The 16,213-nt window shown below is 59.9% G+C and carries 14 protein-coding genes; 7 read left to right on the top strand and 7 right to left on the bottom strand.

Annotation, left to right across the window (positions count from 1 at the left end; all coding sequences use genetic code 11):
- The first annotated feature begins 4 nt into the window (after nucleotides 1-4).
- From BM229_RS04780 to prfB, 4 genes are all read left to right on the top strand, one after another.
- Nucleotides 5-1,147, top strand: a complete 1,143-nt coding sequence (locus tag BM229_RS04780; RefSeq protein WP_093926506.1) for a pyridoxal phosphate-dependent aminotransferase — start codon at nucleotides 5-7, stop codon at nucleotides 1,145-1,147.
- A 59-nt stretch (nucleotides 1,148-1,206) separates the two neighbouring features.
- The gene (locus BM229_RS04775) at nucleotides 1,207-2,427 is read left to right on the top strand and encodes an N-acetylmuramoyl-L-alanine amidase (protein WP_244152111.1); all 1,221 of its coding nucleotides are present in this window, start codon (nucleotides 1,207-1,209) and stop codon (nucleotides 2,425-2,427) included.
- A 129-nt stretch (nucleotides 2,428-2,556) separates the two neighbouring features.
- Nucleotides 2,557-5,112, top strand: coding sequence for a penicillin-binding protein 1A (locus tag BM229_RS04770; protein ID WP_093926504.1), 2,556 nt, complete (start codon nucleotides 2,557-2,559; stop codon nucleotides 5,110-5,112).
- A gap of 123 nt (nucleotides 5,113-5,235) precedes the next feature.
- Entirely contained in the window at nucleotides 5,236-6,360 is a 1,125-nt protein-coding gene (prfB, locus tag BM229_RS04765; protein ID WP_093926503.1) for a peptide chain release factor 2, read from the top strand.
- 6 nt (nucleotides 6,361-6,366) lie between these two features.
- Here prfB and BM229_RS04760 read toward each other — a convergent pair whose 3' ends face one another.
- Nucleotides 6,367-7,164 (bottom strand): helix-turn-helix domain-containing protein, encoded by a 798-nt coding sequence (locus BM229_RS04760; RefSeq protein WP_167360192.1) that lies wholly within the window; start codon nucleotides 7,162-7,164, stop codon nucleotides 6,367-6,369.
- 217 nt (nucleotides 7,165-7,381) lie between these two features.
- Between BM229_RS04760 and BM229_RS04755 the strand changes: the two genes are divergently transcribed.
- A complete protein-coding gene (locus BM229_RS04755) occupies nucleotides 7,382-7,741 on the top strand; it encodes a hypothetical protein (RefSeq protein ID WP_093926501.1) in 360 nt (119 codons plus the stop codon).
- Nucleotides 7,742-7,754: 13 nt separating this feature from the next.
- Here the strand turns inward: BM229_RS04755 and ilvN are convergent, their stop codons facing one another.
- From ilvN to BM229_RS04725, 6 genes are all read right to left on the bottom strand, one after another.
- Nucleotides 7,755-8,315, bottom strand: coding sequence for an acetolactate synthase small subunit (gene ilvN, locus BM229_RS04750; RefSeq protein WP_093926500.1), 561 nt, complete (start codon nucleotides 8,313-8,315; stop codon nucleotides 7,755-7,757).
- 71 nt (nucleotides 8,316-8,386) lie between these two features.
- Complete coding sequence (locus BM229_RS04745) at nucleotides 8,387-10,141, bottom strand: acetolactate synthase 3 large subunit (protein ID WP_093926499.1); 1,755 nt, start codon at nucleotides 10,139-10,141, stop codon at nucleotides 8,387-8,389.
- 411 nt (nucleotides 10,142-10,552) lie between these two features.
- Entirely contained in the window at nucleotides 10,553-11,371 is an 819-nt protein-coding gene (locus tag BM229_RS04740) for an arginyltransferase (protein ID WP_093926498.1), read from the bottom strand.
- 72 nt (nucleotides 11,372-11,443) lie between these two features.
- Nucleotides 11,444-11,881: an RDD family protein gene (locus BM229_RS04735; protein WP_093926497.1), complete on the bottom strand. Its 438-nt coding sequence runs from the start codon at nucleotides 11,879-11,881 to the stop codon at nucleotides 11,444-11,446.
- A gap of 73 nt (nucleotides 11,882-11,954) precedes the next feature.
- Nucleotides 11,955-12,362 (bottom strand): DUF2852 domain-containing protein, encoded by a 408-nt coding sequence (locus BM229_RS04730; protein WP_093926496.1) that lies wholly within the window; start codon nucleotides 12,360-12,362, stop codon nucleotides 11,955-11,957.
- A 134-nt stretch (nucleotides 12,363-12,496) separates the two neighbouring features.
- Nucleotides 12,497-12,964: a YbaK/EbsC family protein gene (locus BM229_RS04725; protein WP_093926495.1), complete on the bottom strand. Its 468-nt coding sequence runs from the start codon at nucleotides 12,962-12,964 to the stop codon at nucleotides 12,497-12,499.
- Nucleotides 12,965-13,106: 142 nt separating this feature from the next.
- On the opposite strand from BM229_RS04725, the gene BM229_RS04720 reads away from it, so the two are divergent.
- Complete coding sequence (locus BM229_RS04720; protein ID WP_093926494.1) at nucleotides 13,107-15,908, top strand: [protein-PII] uridylyltransferase family protein; 2,802 nt, start codon at nucleotides 13,107-13,109, stop codon at nucleotides 15,906-15,908.
- Nucleotides 15,905-16,177: a hypothetical protein gene (locus tag BM229_RS04715; RefSeq protein ID WP_093926493.1), complete on the top strand. Its 273-nt coding sequence runs from the start codon at nucleotides 15,905-15,907 to the stop codon at nucleotides 16,175-16,177. The genes BM229_RS04720 and BM229_RS04715 overlap by 4 nt, the downstream gene beginning before the upstream one ends.
- Nucleotides 16,178-16,213: the final 36 nt, after the last annotated feature.

The raw sequence follows: 16,213 nt of genomic DNA, 5'->3' as shown, positions 1-16,213 counted from the left end.
GCCCATGCGCAATTCAACCCGATCTGCCGTTGATCCCTTTATCGTGATGGACGTAATGCAAGCCGCCAGTGCCGCCGAAGAGGCAGGCCGTCACATCATTCATATGGAGGTCGGGCAACCCGGCACCGGTGCGCCAAAAGGGGCGGCTGAGGCGCTGACCGGGGCCATGGGCGAAGGGGCTTTGGGCTATACTGTGGCGCTCGGTTTGCCTGCGTTGCGCGCAAGGATCGCGCAGATGTATGGCGAGTGGTATAACGTCGATCTTGATCCGGCGCGGGTGGTGATCACCCCCGGATCCTCGGGCGGGTTTTTGCTGGCCTTTACCGCGTTGTTTGATTCCAGTGATCGCGTCGGCATCGGCGCGCCGGGCTATCCCAGTTACCGCCAAATCCTGCGGGCCTTGGGCATGCAGCCGGTCGATCTGCCCGCCGCGCCGGAGAACCGCTACCAGCCCGTGGCGGCGGATTTCGCGGGGGCGGACCTGCGCGGGTTGCTGGTGGCCTCACCCGCCAATCCGTCGGGCACCATGCTGGACCGTCCGGCGCTTTCGGCGCTCACAGACGCCTGTGAGGCCAATGACATGTCGTTTATTTCGGATGAGATTTACCACGGCATTGAATATGACAAGAAGGCCGTGACCGCGCTGGAGGTCACCGACGACTGCTATGTCATCAACTCCTTCTCTAAGTATTTCTCAATGACTGGCTGGCGCGTCGGCTGGATGGTGGTGCCCGAAGATCAGGTGCGCGTGGTTGAGCGGATCGCGCAGAACATGTTCATCTGCGCCCCCCATGCCAGCCAGATTGCGGCACTGGCGGCCATGGATTGTGATGATGAATTGCAGGCCAATCTTGCGGTCTATCGCCGCAATCGGGATCTGATGATCGAGGGGCTGAAAGAAGCCGGATTCACTGATATCGCCCCGCCTGATGGCGCGTTCTATGTCTATGCGGATGTTTCGCGTTTCACCGATGACAGTCGCGCTTTTGCGGCCGAGATTTTGGAAAAGGCGGGTGTCGCTGTGACCCCCGGGCTCGATTTCGATCCGGCGCGGGGGCATAAGACATTGCGCTTTTCCTACGCCCGCAGCACGGCGGATATGGAAGAGGGCATCGCGCGGCTCAAAGCCTTTATGGCTGCACGCTGAACGCTGGTTTGCCCGCGCGGCAAATGGTACAACGGCGAAAACGAGCAGGGTGATGAAACATGCGGGCAATTCTAAAGGGTCTGGCAATGGCGCTGGCCTGTGCGGCGCCGGTGGATGTAGGGGCGCAAGAATTGACCGCGCTGGCGCGAGTCGATCCAGTTGCAAGCGCTGTGAAAGACGGCTGGTTTGGCAAGACTGACCTGACCGTGGCGTTAAGCCAAGGCGTGCCGTTCCGCGTTTTCCTGCTGGATGATCCCGCCCGCCTGATCGTCGATTTTCGCGAGGCAGATTGGAGCGAGGTGGTAACTGGGGATCTGTTGGCCAAGCCGGGTCGCATTTCGGCCCTGCGCTTTGGCGCGTTTCAACCCGGTTGGTCGCGGCTGGTGGCCGACCTGGCCGAGCCGATGGCGCCTGCCGAGATTGGGATGCCAGTGGATGCGGCCAGCGGCAAGGCGCGGCTGGAAATCACGCTTGAAACCGTAGCGGCCGAGGTTTTCACTGAGGCCGCAGGCGTACCCGTTGATCCCGATTGGACCACCGCGCTGACCGCGGCGCCGAAACCGCCAGCGGTCGACAAAAACACCTTCACCGTCGTGCTGGACCCCGGCCACGGCGGCATCGACCCCGGTGCGCAGCGCGAAGGGCTGGATGAAAAAGACCTGATGCTGAACTTTGCCCGCGATCTGCGCGATGCGCTGCGGCGCAAAGGGGTGGATGTGCTGCTCACCCGTGACGAAGACCTCTTCGTGGCGCTTGAGCATCGCGTCGCCATCGCCCATCAGGCGGAGGCCGATCTGTTTATCTCGCTCCATGCGGATAGCCTGTCACAGGGCGGGGCGAGCGGGGCGACGGTCTACACGCTATCGGATGATGCCAGCGACGTGGCGACCGAACATCTTGCCGCGCGGCACGATCGGTCTGACATTATCGCAGGCGCAGATTTGACGGGATCAGATGATCAGGTGGCCGGTATTTTGCTTGATCTTGCGCGCCAAGAAACCGAGCCGCGCTCGGATGCGCTGGCAAAGGTGCTGGTAGAGGGGATGCGCGCGGCGGGCGGGCCGATGAACAACCGCCCCCTGCGGCGGGCTGGGTTTTCGGTGTTGAAATCCGCCGATATTCCCTCTGTTTTGGTCGAAGTCGGATTTCTCAGCTCCAAGCGGGATCTAACCAATTTGCGCGATCCCGTATGGCGTGCGTCGATGGTAACGGCGATGGCTGATGCAATTGTCAACTGGCGCGATCAGGATGCGGCGCTCAAACCTTTGATCCGAAAGTAGAATAGATAGATATGGCCAGTTCGGCGATGGGCGGACATTCGCCCCTTGCTGGCGGCCATGTGTTTTGACCCGCGCCAGTGCATCCTGTATAGGCTCGGTTCTATCCCTAGCCAATGGTGGTCCGCGCGCGTGTTTCGATTTGTCCTGTCCTTTTTGGGGGGTATCTTTACCTCCCTGACCCTGGCCGTCGGCATGGTCGCTTTGACCATCGGTGCGGTGTTCTGGATGTATGGCCGGGATCTGCCCAGCCATGAGTCGCTGGCCCAATACACGCCGCCGACAATCAGCCGGATCTACTCGGGCCAAGGTCGTTTGATTGATGAATTTGCCAAGGAACGTCGTCTGTTTGCCCCGGCAAGCACGATCCCCGATTTGGTGAAACAGGCGTTCATTTCGGCGGAAGACAAGAATTTCTACACTCACGAAGGCTATGACCTGCGCGGCATTGGTGCGGCGGCGGTTGATGCGGTGAAATCGCGCGGGCGCGATGTGCGCGGTGCATCGACGATCACGCAGCAGGTAATGAAGAACTTTCTGCTGTCCGGCGACCGGCGGGCCGAGCGCAAGATCAAAGAAATCATCCTCGCCACGCGGATCGAAGAGACGCTGAGCAAAGAGAAGATCCTTGAGTTGTATCTCAACGAGATTTTCCTCGGCCAGAACTCCTATGGGGTTGCTGCGGCCAGCCAGACATATTTCAACAAAACGCTGAGCGAGTTGGCCCCACATGAGGCGGCTTTCCTCGCCTCGCTGCCCAAAGCGCCGTCGGACTATCACCCGGTGCGCCGCAAGGACCGGCTGCTGGCGCGGCGGAACTTCGTGCTGCGCGAGATGAAAGAGAACGGTTATATCACTGCGGCGGAATATGAGACCGAAGTGGCGCTGCCGCTACGCTCGGTTCAGAATGGCGATTTCGAGAGCTTCAAGGCTGAACTGCCGCCCCGTGATTACTTTACCGACGAAATCCGCCGGCAGTTGAGCGAAGATTTCGGCGAGGGTGAGTTCTTTACAGGCGGTCTGACCGTGCGCGCGACCATCGACAATGAAATGCAGCCTATTGCCGCCAATGCGCTGCGTCTTCAGCTTGAGCAATATGACCGAGGGCAAGGCATTTGGCGCGGCACGCGCTTTGACATTCCAGCCGAGCAGTTGACCAGCGAAGAGAAATGGCGCGCCGCCCTCGCGGACCTACGGGTGCCACGCGATATCGATTTGGAAAACCAATGGTATCCGGCAGTGGTGCTGGAGGTGGGCAATAACGACGCCCGCGTTGGGATCGAAGGCGTTGAAGAAGACGAAGACGGCCACTGGATCCCCGCGAAGGACGTGCAGTGGGCGCGCAAGCGGCTGGATGATGGTAAACTTGGCCGTAAGGCGCAGGTTGCCGGGGACCTGCTCGACGTGGGTGAAGTTGTGCTGGTACGCCGCATGACCTCGGACAGCGATGGGTCGTTCATCCGCTGGACCCTGCGGCAGGTGCCAGAAGTGCAGGGCGGTTTCGTTGCGATGGACGTGCATACAGGCCGTGTGATTGCGATGCAGGGCGGGTTCTCCTACCAGTCGAGCGTATTTAACCGCTCAACTCAAGCCAAGCGGCAGCCTGGGTCGAGCTTCAAGCCCTTCGTCTATGCCTCCGCGCTGGACAGTGGATATAGCCCGGCGACCATCGTGGTGGACGCCCCGATTGAGATCAACACACCGCAGGGTGTGTGGCGACCTCAGAACGCGTCGCATAAGTTCTATGGGCCCGCGCCACTGCGTACCGGGATCGAACAGTCGCGGAACTTGATGACCATCCGTCTGGCCCAAGAGGTCGGCATGGATGTGGTCGGCAGCTATGCTGAACGCTTTGGCGTTTACGACGATCTCGCACCGCTGCTGTCCAACGCGCTTGGCAGTCAGGAAACCACACTTTACCAAATGGTGTCGGCCTATGCGATGTTCGCTAATGGGGGGGAACGGGTTCAGCCCACGTTGGTAGACCGGGTGCAAGACCGCTATGGCCGCACCGTTTATAAACACGATGAGCGCAAATGCTACGACTGTGAGCAAATCAACCTCGCCCCCGGTGCAGCGCCACGCATCATTTCTAATCGCGAGCGGGTGATGGACCCTGTAACGGCGTATCAGTTGACGTCGATGATGCGCGGCGTGGTTGAGCGCGGCACAGCGCGCAATGCCGTTAACCTGCCGGTTCCGATCGCAGGCAAAACCGGTACCACCAACGATGAAAAAGACGCGTGGTTCGTCGGATTCTCGTCCAATGTGGTAGCAGGATGTTACATCGGTTTCGATACGCCGCGCCCGATGGGTCGCGGGGCAGGCGGCGGGCGTCTTTGCGCACCAGTGTTCCAGCGCTTTATGTCTGAGGCGATCAAGAAATACGGCGGCGGTGATTTCAAAGTCCCCGAGCAGTGCCGTTTCATCAAGATCGACCGTTTCACCGGCGCACGGCTGAGCGATAGTGCGACGGGTGCCAACGTTGTGTCGGAATGTTTCCGCAATGGCGAAGAGCCGCTTTTTGGCATCGCTTTCGACGGCGGTTTTGCCATGGGCGCGGACTTGCCTCTGGTCGAAGAACTGGGCGGTTCCTCCTCGCGTGAGGTCACCACATCGACCGGCAAAAAGGCCACCGTAGGCCCCAAGGCGAGCTTTGGCACGCTCAGCTCCGGCGGTTTGTACTAAGCCGACATAGGGGGCGGGCAGGCGTTCGGTTTGCCACCCCCACTTGCCGCCGCTGGCGGGCTGGTCTATCTCTCGTGCGGCTCCGGTATTCGGGGCCGCATTACTTATCAAAGGCAGGCACACATGCGCGCAGAGGCACAGAATACCGCGGACCAGATCAGCAAATCGCTGGAATTGCTGGCCCAGCGACTGGATGTGGAGACCGCGCCCTACCGGCTGGAAGAATTCAACGCCCGCGTCGAAGATCCGAACCTTTGGGATAACCCCGATGCTGCGCAAAAGCTGATGCGCGAACGGCAGTCGCTGGTGGATGCCATCGACACCTATGAGGGCATCAAACAGGAACTGGCCGATAACGTCGAACTGATCGAGTTGGGCGAGATGGAAGAGGACGAAGAGGTCATCAAAGAGGCCGAAGGCGCGCTGAAAACTCTGGCCGCAACCGCCGCGCAAAAGGAACTCGAAGCGCTGCTGAACGGCGAGGCCGATAGCAACGACACCTTCCTTGAAATCAACTCTGGCGCGGGCGGCACCGAAAGCTGCGATTGGGCCAGCATGCTGGCGCGGATGTACGTTCGCTGGGCCGAAAAGAAGGGCTATAAGGTCGAGCTTCAGGCCGAGAGCGCGGGCGAAGAGGCAGGGATCAAATCCGCGACCTATAAGATTGAGGGGCATAACGCCTATGGCTGGCTGAAATCCGAAAGCGGCGTGCACCGTTTGGTGCGCATCTCGCCCTTCGACTCGGCGGCCAAGCGGCACACCTCCTTTACCTCTGTTAAAGTCTACCCCGTGGTCGACGACAATATCGAGATCGAAGTGAACCCTTCGGACATCCGCATCGACACCTACCGGTCATCCGGCGCGGGCGGTCAGCACGTCAACACCACCGACTCGGCGGTGCGAATCACCCACCACCCCACCGGGATCGTTGTGACCTCTTCCGAAAAGTCGCAGCACCAGAACCGTGACATCGCTATGAAAGCGCTGAAATCGCGGCTCTATCAGATGGAGTTGGACAAGCGTTCGGCACTGGTCAACGAAGCGCATGAGAACGCGGGCGATGCGGGGTGGGGCAACCAGATCCGATCCTACGTGCTGCAGCCCTACCAAATGGTCAAAGACCTGCGGACCAACTACGAGACATCCGACACCAAAGGTGTGCTTGACGGTGATCTTGATGGATTGATGGGTGCCACACTGGCATTGGCCGTCGCGGGCAAAAGCCGGGCAGAGGCGCAGGGCGACTAAGCTGCCTTAGTTGAACGGCACGTCCGGTTGTAGCAGTCGGCGGTGGTAAGGCATCAGCGCGTCAATGTCGGTAAACCCCGCATGCCGGGCGGCGGGGAGAACTACTTTGTGGTCTCTGCCGATATACTCGTAAGTCAACCGTGTGACACGTGTTCCAGCGGCACTTTCGGGGGCCGTTCGGGTGACATAGCCCACCCAAAAGTTATTCTCGAATGAAGCCACGCGGTTAAGGTAGTTAAACGACCCGGTCAGCGTCCTGCGCCGTGATACCATGATCGAAACACCGTTTTCCTGCTGCGAAACGATGCCACGATATTCGCGTGCATCGGGGTTTGTGGGCAACCCCTGCTCGCGTAGGGATCGGGCGCTTTCATATCCGCGCAGGAAGGTGCTGCTGTTGTGCCGAGCGACGAGAACGACACCCGTGACAAACCTGTCATGATCCAAGAAAGAGCGTCGCGCGAAGCGATAAAAACCGCTGGGAAAGTCCGCCTCAGGGATGTTCTGAACCCCGGTGCCCAGAAAATCGCGCAGAAAGCCGTTGTTGATCGGATCTTGGTTAAGGGAAATTTCGGTGACCGGCTCTAGCAGAACCCGCGCATCAATCTCAAAGAAACGGCAAATCCGGGCTAATACATCGGGCCGAGGGAAGCTTTCGCCCGACAGGTAACGGTTGAACTGGGTGCGGTTGATCCCAAGCTTTCGTGCAAGTTCTGATATTGAGGGGTGGTCGGCTGCCAATTGCCGCAAATTCGCACCAAACATGCTACGGAGTTCGGAGGGGGAGCGAGTCGGAGCGGACATTCTGCCTCGTTCTGATTTCCGTGCCGGTCTCAGTGCAAAGACCGTCGCAGGCAAGTTGTTAAGGGTCTGATGCTGGTTAGCGTCAGACGTGACGCGAATTTGAGGCGAAGCCTAAGGGAGCCGTCACAAATTGCAAGCGCACGTTGCATTTTAACCTATGTTTTACCTCCCCCGATTGTCGCAGACTGTAAGCCATTGATCGAAAGCGGGGTGTACTATGATAGGTGTAGTTCTGTGGAGCGATAACAGCGCTGGCAAGGCAGTCTTTTGGTGTGAAGATCATGGCGATCTGGCGTATTACGAAGAACCAATTGTCCAGATTGGGTGTGGTTCCGGATTTGATACCGGCGACATGGTGCAGTTCGATATTTCTGTGCATCGCAAACTACGGATTGCCGGGAACCCACGACTTGTCCAAGAAAATGCGGGCGGACATTTGCCTGACGCGCTGCGCGGCAATTCCCTTGCGGCTGAGGCGCTGAACGGCACAAAGGCACCGCGCAGGACCGCACAGATCATTCCCTTCGCACCAAAGGCCGGACAGCACCGCCTCGGCGCTGCCCAACTAAAAGCCTAAGATTAGGGGTGGGTCAGACTCCCCGTGCGAGGGCCGCAACCCCAGTGCGGGCCACATCGGCAAGGCCCAACGGGCGCATCAATTCGGCGAAGGCGTCAATTTTCTCCGGCGCGCCGGTGATCTCAAACACAAAGCTCTCGAGCGTGCTATCGACTACGTTAACGCGAAAAATATCCGCCAGACGCAGCGCCTCGACCCGGTGTTCGCCTTTGCAGATAACTTTGAACATCGCCAGTTCACGTTCCACGCTTGGGCCTTCGACGGTGAGGTCATGCACCTCATGGACTGGCACGATCCGACCGACCTGCGCCTTGATCTGCTCGATCACCTGCGGGGTGCCGCTGGTGACGATGGTGATGCGCGACAGATGACCGGTGTGATCGACCTCTGCCACGGTGAGGCTGTCGATGTTATAGCCCCGGCCTGAGAACAAGCCGATCACCCGCGCCAGCGCGCCGGGTTCGTTCTCGACCAGCACCGCCAGCGTGTGTTTTTCGACCACATCCGAGAAGTTGGGCCGTAGGTTATAGGCGGAATGCGAGGTCGCACCTTTCTTGATTTTTAGGGCAGCCATGTCTTTGTCCTTCTATCTAGCCGCGGGAATTTTTCAAAAATTCCCGGTCGTTTTCTTTGAAAGAAAACGGGTCACACCAGCACTGAGCCTTTTGCATCGATCACACCTTGGGTCTCATGATCGCCCGGCAGCAGCATCTCGTTATGCGCTTTGCCTGAGGGGATCATCGGGAAGCAGTTTTCATGCTTCTCGACCAGACAGTCAAAGATCACCGGCCCGTCGTAGTTGATCATCTCCATGATCGCGTCATCAAGGTCATCGGGGTCCGAACAAATGATCCCTTTGGCCCCAAAGGCTTCGGCCAGTTTGACGAAATCGGGCAGGGCTTCGGACCAGCTTTGCGAATAGCGCTCGCCGTGCAGCAGTTCTTGCCACTGGCGGACCATGCCAAGGCGCTCATTGTTGAGGATGAACTGTTTGACCGGCAGGCCGAATTGCATCGCCGTGCCCATCTCTTGCATGTTCATCAGCCAAGACGCTTCGCCCGCCACGTTAATCACAAGGCTTTCCGGATGCGCCATCTGCACACCGATAGAGGCGGGGAAGCCATAGCCCATGGTTCCCAGACCGCCTGACGTCATCCAGCGGTTCGGCTCTTCAAAACCGAGGTATTGCGCCGCCCACATTTGGTGCTGGCCCACTTCGGTGGTGATATAGCGGTCGTGGTCCTTGGTCAGTGCTTCGAGCCGCGTCAGCGCGTGTTGGGGTTTAATCACCTTGCCGGATTGGGTGAACTTCAGACAATCCTTCGCGCGCCATTCTTCGATCTTGGACCACCATTTGGCGAGCCCCTCGCTATTGGTCTTGCGGCCGCGCGACTTCCAGACCTTCAGCAGGTCTTCGAGCACATGGCCCACGTCACCGACAATTGGAATGTCGATGCGGATCACCTTGTTGATCGACGAGGGGTCGATGTCGATATGCGCCTTGGTGGATTTGGGGCTGAAACTGTCGATGACGCCGGTGATCCGGTCGTCGAACCGCGCGCCGATGTTGATCATCAGATCGCAGTCATGCATCGCCATATTAGCTTCATACAGCCCGTGCATCCCCAACATGCCCAGCCATTTGTCACCCGACGCCGGGTATGCGCCGAGGCCCATCAACGTCGACGTGACCGGGAAACCCGTCGCATCCACCAATTCGCGCAAAAGCTGGCTTGCCGCCGGGCCGGAGTTGATGACCCCGCCACCAGTGTAGAAGATCGGGCGCTTGGCAGTCTCCATCGCGGCGACCAGTTCTGTGATCTCTTCCATATTGCCTTTGACCTGCGGCTGATAGCGCGAGGTTGAGGGTTTGGGGGACTCGTAGCTGCCGGTCGCGAATTGCACGTCTTTCGGAATGTCGATCAGCACCGGGCCGGGGCGACCATGGGTGGCGACGTGAAAAGCCTCGTGCAGGGTGGCACCCAGATTGTCGGTCTCTTTCACCAGCCAGTTGTGCTTGGTGCAGGGGCGGGTGATGCCCACGGTATCGGCCTCCTGAAAGGCATCCGAGCCGATCATGAAGGTCGGGACCTGACCGGTCAGCACAACCAGCGGGATCGAGTCGAGCAATGCATCCGTCAGGCCGGTGACCGCGTTGGTGGCACCGGGGCCGGAGGTCACCAGCACCACGCCGGGTTTGCCGGTCGAACGGGCATAGCCTTCGGCGGCATGGACCGCTCCCTGCTCGTGGCGCACCAGCACGTGTTTGATCGAGTTTTGCTGAAAGACTTCGTCGTAGATCGGTAGCACCGCACCACCGGGATATCCAAAGACGGTGTCCACACCCTGGTCAATCAGGGCTTGGACGATCATTTTCGCTCCGGTCATTTGGCGTTTCATCTTAGGTGCTCCGTAAGGCAGGTTGTTGGCGTTTGGCATAAAAAAACCCCCGGTCTGACGGGGGCGCATGGGAAGTAGTATGGTTAACCGTTACCGGCCCATGCGCGTCTGTCCTACAATAATGACTAGGTTTATCATCTCTGGGTCCTCTTAGCTTGGCGTGAGATTAGGAGGGCTGCCGAGGGGCGTCAACAGCGAAAAGGCGAAAAACTTGCCCCGACACGGGTCTCATTTGGAGTTTTGTTTCTTCTGCGGCTTATCTCGAGACATTTTCGGAAAGAATCTTGCGCGATCGCGTATCTTTATCTCGAGATTGGGCGAAATTGGGCCGGCGAATAGGTAGCAGTCGATCGCGACTCGGCGCTCGCGGGGGCACCGTGACATAATCAAAAAAGCAAAAACTATGCTGACTTAGCGTGGACCGACATCCGGCAGGGTAATATTGGCGACCTGTTCAGCAATCGGATCATTGCTCAGCGGGTGCTGGTCGGGCACAAACTGCTCAGGATTGCGCAGCTTTTGCCAATCGCCGCCCAAATAAACCTCAAGCCCGGAAAACTTGGCCTTATACCCCATCTTTTGGCTGCCCGGCACCCAATAGCCAAGGTAGACATAGGGCAGGCCAGCAGCGCGGGCGATCTCGATATGATCAAGGATAATGTAATTGCCCAATCCGTTGCGCGGGCGATCTGGAGTGTAAAAGGAATAGACCATACTCACCCCGTCATTGAGCACATCGGTCAGGCAAACACCGACGAGTGCATCATCCGCTTCGGGATCGGTGTATTCAATCACCCGGCTGCGGATCGGTGTTTCTTCGATCATCGCGGCGAACTCGAAAACGTCCATATCCGCCATGCCTCCATCTGCGTGGCGGCTGTCAAGGTAGCTCCGGAAGAGGTCATATTGCTCCTCCGTCGCCCAAGGAGAGGTTGCGCGACGCTCAAGCCCCGCGTTGCGGTTCAGAATGCGGCGCTGGCTTTTGCTGGGTCGAAAGGCCGCCACATCAATCCGCGCCGAGAGGCAGGCGGCGCAATCGGCGCAGGAGGGGCGATAAAGCACGTTCTGAGAGCGGCGGAACCCTTGGCTCGACAGGCTGTCATTTAGGCGCGCGGCATTGTCGCCCTGAAGGGCGGTGAACAGCTTGCGCTCCATCCGGCCCTCTAGATAGGGGCAGGGTTGCGGCGCTGTGACATAGAATTGCGGTGTCAAAGGCAGTGTATGTCGCATGGGTTTCCAGCATTGATCGGGGGATGCTATCAACCACCCCCCGCTGCGCCAAGGGCAAATTTGCGTGAGCGCCTAGCGGCTGAGGCGACGGTTCACCGGCGCGGTGCCAAGCGCCATATCCGTAAGGCTTTGACGGCGTGCGGTGGTACAGATCAAAACCGCCGAGACGACCTGGATGATCGTCACCGTCATCGACAGCGAATAGCCGATCGTATGCAGCAATGCGGTGATGAAGTCAAAGGGCTGGTCGCGGCGGTCGCGCAGTTCCATCGCCATCAGCCGCATCCCCCATGTCGCCGAGCCGCTGGTCAGGGTGGCCACACGATAAGCAAAGCCAACCACCAGCACCAAAAAGGGAAAGAAGAACAGCGTAGTGAAGGCGGTGAACGGCACAAGCAGCAAGCAAAAGCCGACGATAATTATCACATCGATGATCCAAGCCAACAGGCGCTTACCAGCGATCCCGTCGTAGAATTGCGGGTGCAGATCGGGGTCAGGGGTCTGGGTCATGTCATGTCCTGCAAAGGGCCTCCCGGCGCGGAGCCGGAAGGCTGGGGTGAGGGGACGATGGTCAGGGGCCGGATCAGGCGCCGGTTGCCGTGTCGTCTTGCTTGGCGCGGTCGTTCATGAACTGGTCAAACTCCGCCTTGTCTTTGGCTTCGCGCAGCCGCTCAAGGAAGGCTTCGAAATTGCCCTGTTCCTCTTCCAAACGGCGCAGCGTGTCGGCCTTATAGGCGTCAAAGGCGCTGTTGCCAGTGCTGCGTGACATCATCGAACGGCTGGATTTGCGGCTGCAGGATTTCGAAGAGAACATACGTTTGCTCCAAGTCATATAGGCAAGAAGGGCGAGGCCAACAGGCCAGAAGAAGATGAAGCCAAGCACCATGGCGGCGATCCATGCGCCTTTGCCGCGGGCGTCCATCCAGCTTTCGGCACGGGCAATCCAGTTGCCGCGGCTGCCATAGATCGGGTCGGTGGTCACTGTCGTCATTGTAGAGCCTTTCGGTTCGTGACGGGCCTGTCGCCGGCCCGGGCGTTTTAGCTAATGTGAATGTCTTTCACATTGAATAGATCGGCACGCCCGGCCCGTTTCGCAAGGGGGTATGTGAATGTTTTTTACATTGGTCAGGATATCGCAACAAAGTCAGATACTTGGGCATCTGAAAGTTCCGCCATTTTTTGCGGATCGAGGCTGAAAACATGATGCGGTGTGCCTGCGGCGGCCCAAACCAGCGGGAATTTCAATAGGCTGCGGTCAAACCACGCGCGGGGTGGGGTGATATGGCCCACGGGGGCGACACCGCCGATGGCAAAGCCTGTCTGCGCACGGATCAGGGCCGCCTCGGCCTTGCCCAACGCCTCTCCGGCCAAGGCCAAGGCCGAGGCGCGGGCCAGATCGATCTGCTGCGCACCGGCGGTGACAAAGAGCAATGCCTTGCCGCTGTCCTCTCCGCGCAGAACGATGGACTTGGCGATCTGATCCACCGCGCAACCCAATGCGGTTGCCGCATCTTGCGCCGTGCGCGCCAAGGCAGTTTCGCGGATATCTGGCGTGATCCCGGCGGCTTCTAATGTTGCGCGCACCCGTTTCAAACTCTTGCTCCATCTTTTGCCTCTTGATGGTTGGGGCCTTGGTTGGGGCACGGGTCAAAGTCCTACCAACCCCGCGCCCTGCCGCAACCCCCATCCACGGCAGCCATTGACGCCGTGCAGATCAGCCCGCAAAGCTGGACAGATGACAGACCAATCCCTTGCCGCCCGGATCACCCGTTCCCCCCGCATCTACCACCGCGAACGCGCGCAGGATGCCGCTGCGCTGTTGCCTGATCTTGTACCCGACCTTCGCGATATGGTTTCGGCCGCTGCCTCTACCGCGCCTTATCTCATGGCGCTTTTAGAAAAGGAGGCCGATTGGCTTACGCAGGCCGTCGATAACCCCGAAGCCGCGCTTGCGGCCAACCGCGATGCGGCGGCGGAATTTGCGCCAGACCGTCTGGCTGATGGGCTGCGTCAGGGCAAGCGGCGCATGGCGCTTCTGACCGGGCTGGCCGATCTTGGCGGGGCATGGTCGCTAGAGGAGGTGACTGGTGCGCTGACCGATTACGCCGATGCCGCCTGTGGCGCTGCGCTGAGGGCGGGGCTTGCCGCCCAGATCAAACGCGGCAAGCTGCCCGGCATGACGATGGACGATCTGGCCGATTGCGCGGGGATGGTCGTTTTCGCGATGGGCAAGATGGGCGCGCGGGAATTGAACTATTCCTCCGACATCGATCTTATCTGCCTCTTTGACGAGAGCCGTTTTGAGCCCGATGATTTTCACGCGGCCCGCAGCGCTTTTGTCAAAGCGACGCGGGCCATGTCGGGCACGCTGAGCGATATCACCGCCCAAGGGTATGTTTTTCGGACCGATCTGCGCCTGCGTCCCGATCCTGCCGTCACTCCCGTTTGCATCGCGATGGAGGCGGCAGAGCGTTACTATGAAAGCCTTGGTCGCACATGGGAACGCGCCGCCTACATCAAGGCGCGGCCCGCCGTGGGCGACACGGCGGCGGGCAAGACATTCCTGCAATCGCTACGGCCCTTTGTCTGGCGCCGCCATCTTGATTTCGCCGCCATCCAAGACGCCCATGACATGCGGCTGGCGATCCGCGAGCACAAGGGTCTGGGCGGCCCCATTACCCTGCCGGGGCATGACATGAAACTGGGCCGGGGTGGCATCCGCGAGATTGAGTTCTTTACCCAGACCCGACAATTGATCGCCGGGGGACGCGACCCTGAACTGCGCGCGCGTGGCACGTTGGCCGGGCTCAAGGTGCTGGCCGAAAAGAACTGGGTGCCGCAAGAGGTCGCCGAGACACTCAGTGATCACTACCGCGCGCACCGCACGGTAGAGCATCGGTTGCAAATTGTGCAAGACGCCCAAACCCACACGCTGCCGCGGAGCAAAGCGGATTTTGAACGTCTCGCGTGTATGATGGATATGGACACGCACGCGTTGGAGGCAGACCTGCACCGCCGCTTGCAGGGGGTGCACGATCTGATCGAGAGCTTCTTTGCAGCCACCCGCGAAGAGCCCCAAACTGCCAGTCTGGCACATCAATTCGACACTTCGGTGCTGGACCGTTGGCCCAGCTACCCGGCATTGCGTTCAGAACGGGGGGCCGATATTTTTGGGCGGCTGAAGCCACTGCTGCTTGATCGGCTGGCACGATCGGCAAAGCCAGATGAGGGGCTTTTTGCCTTCGACGGGTTTCTATCCGGCTTGCCTGCGGGGGTGCAATTGTTCTCGCTTTTGAGGGCCAATCCGCAGCTGGGGGATCTGCTGGTCGATATTGTTGCCACATCGCCTGCACTGGCCGCCCATCTGTCGCGCAATTCGGGTGTGTTCGATGCGGTGATCGGGGGGGATTTCTTCTCCGAGTGGCCGGGACAGGAGCCGCTGACCAAGATGCTCCAAGAGCATCTCGCGCAAGAGGCCGATTATGAGTTGCGCCTCGACGGTACCCGCCGTTGGGCGCGGGAGTGGCATTTTCGGATCGGCGTACATCTGCTGCGCGGGCTAATCGACGCGGCCACCGCCAGCCGCCAATATGCCGAGCTTGCCCAAGCCGTTTTGCAGGCGCTTTGGCCCGTGGTTGTCGATCAATTCGCCACCCGCCACGGCCCGCCACCCGGGCGTGGGGCGGTGATCCTTGGCATGGGCTCGCTTGGGGCGGGGCGGCTGACGCCGACCTCTGACCTCGACATGCTGGTGATCTATGATGCCGATGGGGTGGATACATCCGACGGGCGCAGGCCCCTTGCCACGCGCACCTATTATGCACGGCTGACGCAGGCGATGATTACCGCGATGACGGCCCCGATGGCACAAGGCAAGCTTTATGACATCGACATGCGGCTGCGGCCTTCGGGCAATCAGGGGCCCGTGGCGACCAGCCTCGCCAGCTTTGAGAGCTATCAAAAAGAACAGGCATGGGTGTGGGAGCATCTGGCGCTGACCCGGGCAAGGGTAATCGCGGGCCCCGACGATCTGGGCCGGGATGTGGAAGCCTTGCGCCAAGAGATACTGGGCCGCGCAGCGCCGCGCGACAATGTGCTGGGCGAAGTGGGCAAGATGCGCTTGCGCATCGCCGCCGCGCGCAGTCCGACTGGGCCACTTGATGCCAAAACCGGCGCGGGGCGGTTGCAAGACATAGAGCTTTTCGCCCAAGCGGGCGCGCTGATCGGCGGCACTGGGGCACGCGAGATTGACGCAGGACTGGCCGCGGCGCGTGCGGCAGGGGTGATCAATGCAGATGCCGAGGCTGCGCTTTCAGGCGCTTATACCAACGCATGGACCCTGATCTGTGCAAAACGCCTGCTGTCGGCCAAACCTTTGGACGCTGCCGCGTTGGGGCAGGCGGGAACAAGTTTCCTTTGCCGAGTGCTTGACTGCGATGATCTTTCCGCTTTGGAGGCTAAAGTGCAGGCCGACTATGCCACCGCAGGCGATATTATCGCGGCCGCGTTGCCGGAGCCAGCACAGGAGGGGGCATGACTGACGTTAATCCCGACGACCCTAAAGGATTGATCCGCGAATCCTACCGGATGGAGGGGATCGGCCCCACTGAGTGTCGCAGTGTCTTTCTTGATTGGGCGTTAAGCCTACCGGAAGGGCGCGACAGCGGGGCGGCCATTGCGCGCTTGCTGGACCAATACGGCGGGGCAGCCGCGGACCACCCGATGACGCAGGTGTTGTCTGAGGGGCAGGCAACCCTTACCACGCCGCGGCGCCGGGGCGGCTGGCGGGGTAGGGCGCGCAATTGATCGCTGGTTGGGTGATGTAAAACCTCTTTCCCAAAC

The organism is Sulfitobacter dubius, assembly GCF_900113435.1.
In the GTDB taxonomy this organism is placed as follows: domain Bacteria; phylum Pseudomonadota; class Alphaproteobacteria; order Rhodobacterales; family Rhodobacteraceae; genus Sulfitobacter; species Sulfitobacter dubius.
Note: the sequence above shows the minus strand (reverse complement) of the source record. Positions and strands in the feature narration are given on the sequence as shown.

Excerpts from the sequence above, each read along its gene's own strand:
- BM229_RS04780 (WP_093926506.1), top strand. The coding sequence starts at position 5 with ATGCGCAATTCAACCCGATCTGCCGTTGATCCCTTTATCGTGATGGAC.
- BM229_RS04775 (WP_244152111.1), top strand. The coding sequence starts at position 1,207 with ATGCGGGCAATTCTAAAGGGTCTGGCAATGGCGCTGGCCTGTGCGGCG.
- prfB (WP_093926503.1), top strand. The coding sequence starts at position 5,236 with ATGCGCGCAGAGGCACAGAATACCGCGGACCAGATCAGCAAATCGCTG.
- BM229_RS04760 (WP_167360192.1), bottom strand. The coding sequence starts at position 7,164 with ATGTCCGCTCCGACTCGCTCCCCCTCCGAACTCCGTAGCATGTTTGGT.
- BM229_RS04755 (WP_093926501.1), top strand. The coding sequence starts at position 7,382 with ATGATAGGTGTAGTTCTGTGGAGCGATAACAGCGCTGGCAAGGCAGTC.
- ilvN (WP_093926500.1), bottom strand. The coding sequence starts at position 8,315 with ATGGCTGCCCTAAAAATCAAGAAAGGTGCGACCTCGCATTCCGCCTAT.
- BM229_RS04745 (WP_093926499.1), bottom strand. The coding sequence starts at position 10,141 with ATGAAACGCCAAATGACCGGAGCGAAAATGATCGTCCAAGCCCTGATT.
- BM229_RS04740 (WP_093926498.1), bottom strand. The coding sequence starts at position 11,371 with ATGCGACATACACTGCCTTTGACACCGCAATTCTATGTCACAGCGCCG.
- BM229_RS04735 (WP_093926497.1), bottom strand. The coding sequence starts at position 11,881 with ATGACCCAGACCCCTGACCCCGATCTGCACCCGCAATTCTACGACGGG.
- BM229_RS04730 (WP_093926496.1), bottom strand. The coding sequence starts at position 12,362 with ATGACGACAGTGACCACCGACCCGATCTATGGCAGCCGCGGCAACTGG.
- BM229_RS04720 (WP_093926494.1), top strand. The coding sequence starts at position 13,107 with ATGACAGACCAATCCCTTGCCGCCCGGATCACCCGTTCCCCCCGCATC.
- BM229_RS04715 (WP_093926493.1), top strand. The coding sequence starts at position 15,905 with ATGACTGACGTTAATCCCGACGACCCTAAAGGATTGATCCGCGAATCC.